Below are 4,513 nucleotides of genomic sequence, written 5' to 3' on the forward strand. Positions count from 1 at the left end.
AGATATCGTGGTCACCGACTGCGAAACCTGTAAATGGCAAATCGAGATGTCCACCAGCAAACGCTGCGAACATCCGATCACGCTGTTAGCGCAAGCGCTGGGTTAAGTATGTTGCCCGGTGGCGCAACGGTATGAACCGGAAACATGGGTAACAGTTATAACTGTCATAGAAGAGGAGACTCGCTATGCCCTGGACTGAGACCCGACCGATGCAACGCCTTGATTTCATCCGTGCCTGCCATGCAGGTACGGACTCCTTCACCGCTCTTTGTCGTCTTTTTGGCATCAGCCGAAAAACCGGCTACAAATGGCTTGAACGTTTTGACTCTTCTGACCTGTTATCTCTCTCTGACCAGCCGCGTGCTCCGCACTCTCACTCCCGGACTGTTCCTGATTATATCGCCAGGCATCTCACTGCCCTGAGGCAAAAACACCCTGACCGGGGCCCTAAAAAACTGCGGGTGTGGTTACTAAATAATCATGTCGATTTTACCGTACCCGCTGCCAGTACTATCGGCGATATCCTCAAACGTAAAGGTCTGGTCCCGGATAAAAAGAGAAAACGCAGAACACCGGGTAATCGCCAGCCCCTGACTACCATCAGTGAAAATAATCAGGTCTGGAGCGCTGATTTTAAAGGTAAGTTCAGGTTGCTGAGCAGAGAGTACTGCCATCCCTTCACCCTGACCGACAATCACAGCCGGTATCTGCTGTGCTGCCGGGGAACGCACCGGGAGAGCGAATCCTTCGTCAGAGAGTGCCTGACAGATGCGTTCCTGGAATATGGTCTACCGGAGGTTCTCAAAACTGATAACGGTCAACCCTTCGCGGGGACAGGTATAGCCGGATTAAGCCGGCTTGCTGTCTGGCTAATCAAGCTGGGCATCAGGCCGGAGCGAATCAGAAAGGGGCATCCGGAAGAAAATGGTCGCCATGAGCGAATGCACCGTTCCCTGAAAAGCGCGCTGCGGCATGGCAATACCTTCATGACAATGGAAGAACAGCAGCGGTGGTTCAGTGACTACCGTGAAGAGTTTAACGACGAAAGGCCGCATGAAGCCCTGGCTGGCGCAACGCCCGGAACGGTGTAGCAACCCTCAGGCCGGCAGTGGGATGGCAGGGTTCCTGAATACACTTATCCGGCAGAAGGCATGGTCTACAGGGTGAAATCGAGGGGAACCCTCTATATGGGAAAAAAGGGGACAGTGTTCCTGAGTGAAGCGCTGACAGATGAGTATATCATGCTGAAAGAACAGGATGATGGCCTGGAGGCCATCATCTTTAATGGAATAACACTTGCGTACTATGACCGCAAAACCCAGAGGGTTCTGCGGATAGACTAAAAAGTGTTACCTATGTTCCCGGTCTGATCTGTCACCTATGTATCCGGTCATACACAACGCTTACCGGGCAACATATCAACTGCAGACCTGATAAGCGAAGCGCCATCAGGCATTTTCTCAGTAACTGGTTTTCATCGTTTGCCTGGAGGAGCCAGACCTGAACATCGCCAGACGGCGATCCAGCGCCTCGGTATAGAGCATAGTATCGACACCAACCGCGACAAAATTAGCCCCCCATTGCAGACACTTTTGCGCCATTGCCGGGTCGACGGCGAGAAAACCTGCCGCTTTTCCGGCTGCACGGATCCGACGGATGCTTTCTTCAATGATACGCTGCACCTCCGGATGTTAGCCACGGTGTAGCGGCGTACTGTATTTCCGCAAGCGATACAGGATCAGTTACCACAGTTCAGTAATCCTGACCATTCAGATGCGGAAACACTAATCAACGGGGAGCAGGTCAGTTAATCTGTGTGATTATGGGGCATCTCACTTACCCCTGACTCAAAGGCCTCCTCACGCAGAGAAGGCCACTGGCAAGTTATAAATCGATTTGGCTACAGCCGAAGTTACGATCTCCTTCACCAAACACTTTAGATTCGACTTTGGTCAGATAGTCCAGCCGAGTTAGAAGCGCCTGGTAATGTTCCTCAAAGTCTGAGTCTTCGTTATTCAGTACGTAGCGACAGTTATCGGGGAATGTTACCAAGTCAGGGCAATCATCCCGTTGTAATCCTAAGGCACTATACCATGCAGCGGTAATCATCCCTCTCAGGTTGTCTTCACATTCATAGTCCCCGAGGTGGTAGTAAGCGTCTTTGTTGAACAGAAGGCAAATGTGGTAGTGGCATTTACCCGATTCGGAATACTCTTTAGCCCACATAATAAATAAAGGGCAGCGGTAAATACGCTTACCTTCACGCTTCTTACGGATACGGTCAGCTTCCAGCTTAGCTTTGAGGGACTCACGCATTCGGGATATCACCCCTGGTTCCAGATTTGGGAAGCAGCAGATATTGTCACCGTTATCGACTATCTTCGGATAGTTGAGATCCACACGTACTGCTGTTAGTCTGGGGTAACGACCAGTCAAGCAACAAAGTAATTGGTTAATCTTGACCCAATACTCCAGAACGTGATCCCCATGTGAGCCTTTATACATTTTCATCTTTGTATTCCTATGTGTTTTGTCCTACGGTCTTTGTCAGACCGCATTGGTTATTGCCACACAGGCAGGGATATACTCATTCAAAGTTAGGGGTATATACTGGTATCAGATCTTAGTACAGACATACTGATCCAATTGTTACTCTTACTGGCTGATACAGGTAGTAAGGGTATGTAAGGCCATTATAATACCTATCCAACATCTGAATTTGAGACGAAGGTAGCCCCAGCCTGTGATGGCTGTTAAAAAGTTACTCTGCAATTAGCTGCTGGAATTAACCGATAATTCCATTATTCCAGTGTCGTTTAACGGTCGATAGACTGATACCCAATTTCTTCGCTGTCTCTGCTTGAGTGTATTTGGCGGCCCTGAGTGTTGTGATGTCTTTTCGGTATTTGCTTCCCTCCTTTCGTCCTAATTTTTTTTTAATATACCGATATCTACTTTTGGTTGATTTCAGATTGTGGATGTCAATCATATCTTGACGAGCAATCAAAAAAGACACGCAACCTTCTGCAGAAGGTTCTATCCTTGAGGCAGGGTGGTAGCTGTAGATAAAAATGTCTTTTTGAAGGCAAAAAAATAAAATTTCCTGTATATCTTCTACTGTTCTACCAAGACAGCTTAAATCTGGAATGACAAGCGTATCCTGTCGGTTCATTTCATGGTTAATCAATTTCCTGAGTAAACGCTGTTTTGAAACAACCTCCTTAATATCTACCTGCTCGATCACAACATGTTCAGGTGGAATATTAAATTTCTGGCATATCTCTGTAAGAGAGTGATGATCTTCTATGATCTCTTGCTGTTCGCTACTGCACATGGTATAAAAAAATGAACGCATCTGATGCACTCCGATGTCATAAATTATTTTTTGATACCTGAATAATATCGTTCTGCATAAAAAATAACCACGAAATGGAGGGTGATTGCCACCGATACTTTGATTGGTAAAGTAGTATTTTATCTCTCATAATTGTTTGTCCTTCTTTGTTACCTCTTAGGTTCTGCTCTCCTTTGAGTATGGGTTTATAATGATGTCATCCGGTGCATTAACGCGGTTGGAAGCATCTGTTTTACGGATCACTGGCAGCATAAGTACCATCTCATTGACATGGTAAATATCTATCCAGCAAATAACCGGATAAGGCATCACAATCTCCTTTCTTTTCAGAACTTCATTTATCCCAAATATAATCAATTGGGATGTGGAAAAGAGTTGAACTTCTCCAACATCAAAGTAATAGCCCTCAAAGGCTGTTTTATGGATAAGAATAATATTTGAATCTCCAGAGATACTTTGTTTCTTTACATCAAATTTCCTCTGATTGTAAATGTAGATAGCTTTTTCCATGTTGTAAGATTCTCTTAACGAAGCAAGTCTTTCATGTATTACTGTCTTTTCGTCTTTCCCCATGAACTCATCATTGGCCTTCAGTTGAAAGAAATCCAATACAGGAACTTTTAAAGGACTTTTGATATTCGTATTCCAAATTAATAAACAATATTCTTCCAGTGTTATTTCAGAAGAACCCCTCCCTCGATTTATTTTTTCTTTTATATAGAATTTCAACAGATCATTTTGGATCTCATTTATTGAGCATTGATGCCGAATGCTTTTCTCAAATATGGGGGCTGCCATATCCAGAGCATCTGACATTACTGAACCAAGAGGTCTCCCTGTTAGCCTAGAATAAAAGCTAAGTAGTTCTAATGTTGATTCATTTTTAAACGTGACGGAAGCTCGCCTGGACATATTGTCTCCTTCTGGTTAATGATGTCGCTACTCACATCTTACGCTGTAGCCTCCTCACTCATGACATACTGGTATGGTGGGAGTGAGGATGCCCTCTCATCGGAAGTTTATCCAACAAAGCAGATCACTCAGTAACCAGGCACAAGATTTTGGCCCAATCGACTTACGTAAAGGGAACCGGCCTGATCTTACCCACGTAATGTGGACACAACCCTAAGCGAGATTCTGGTTTTCAAATTGTTCCGG

The 4,513-nt window shown here is 45.3% G+C and carries 5 protein-coding genes and 3 pseudogenes; 3 read left to right on the forward strand and 5 right to left on the reverse strand.

The annotated features are described in order from the left end of the window. The 3 genes from CJP72_RS25775 to CJP72_RS24645 all read left to right on the forward strand — a co-directional run. Nucleotides 1–106, forward strand: a 106-nt coding sequence (locus CJP72_RS25775) for a hypothetical protein (protein WP_238340123.1), incomplete at its 5' end; no start/stop codon positions are given. A 79-nt stretch (nt 107–185) separates the two neighbouring features. Next, the gene (locus CJP72_RS24640) at nt 186–1,091 is read left to right on the forward strand and encodes a DDE-type integrase/transposase/recombinase (RefSeq protein WP_162383858.1); all 906 of its coding nucleotides are present in this window, start codon (nt 186–188) and stop codon (nt 1,089–1,091) included. Between the two features lie 96 nt (nt 1,092–1,187). Next, nucleotides 1,188–1,343 carry a hypothetical protein gene (locus tag CJP72_RS24645; protein WP_162383859.1) on the forward strand — a complete coding sequence of 52 codons (156 nt, stop codon included), beginning with the start codon at nt 1,188–1,190 and terminating at the stop codon, nt 1,341–1,343. A 117-nt stretch (nt 1,344–1,460) separates the two neighbouring features. Here the strand turns inward: CJP72_RS24645 and CJP72_RS24650 are convergent. The 5 genes and pseudogenes from CJP72_RS24650 to CJP72_RS24670 all read right to left on the reverse strand — a co-directional run. After that, a pseudogene (locus tag CJP72_RS24650) lies at nt 1,461–1,691 on the reverse strand (aldolase/citrate lyase family protein); the annotation flags it as partial. Nucleotides 1,692–1,884: 193 nt separating this feature from the next. Then, entirely contained in the window at nt 1,885–2,511 is a 627-nt protein-coding gene (locus CJP72_RS24655; protein ID WP_162383860.1) for an inovirus Gp2 family protein, read from the reverse strand. 274 nt (nt 2,512–2,785) lie between these two features. Then, nucleotides 2,786–3,485 (reverse strand): annotated as a pseudogene (locus tag CJP72_RS24660) (recombinase family protein). A gap of 26 nt (nt 3,486–3,511) precedes the next feature. After that, nucleotides 3,512–4,267, reverse strand: a complete 756-nt coding sequence (locus CJP72_RS24665) for a hypothetical protein (RefSeq protein ID WP_238340171.1) — start codon at nt 4,265–4,267, stop codon at nt 3,512–3,514. Between the two features lie 96 nt (nt 4,268–4,363). Then, nucleotides 4,364–4,450: pseudogene (locus tag CJP72_RS24670) on the reverse strand (transcriptional regulator); the annotation flags it as partial. Nucleotides 4,451–4,513 lie beyond the last annotated feature (63 nt).

The organism is Citrobacter sp. NCU1 (genome assembly GCF_010231475.1).
Taxonomy (GTDB): domain Bacteria; phylum Pseudomonadota; class Gammaproteobacteria; order Enterobacterales; family Enterobacteriaceae; genus Citrobacter_D.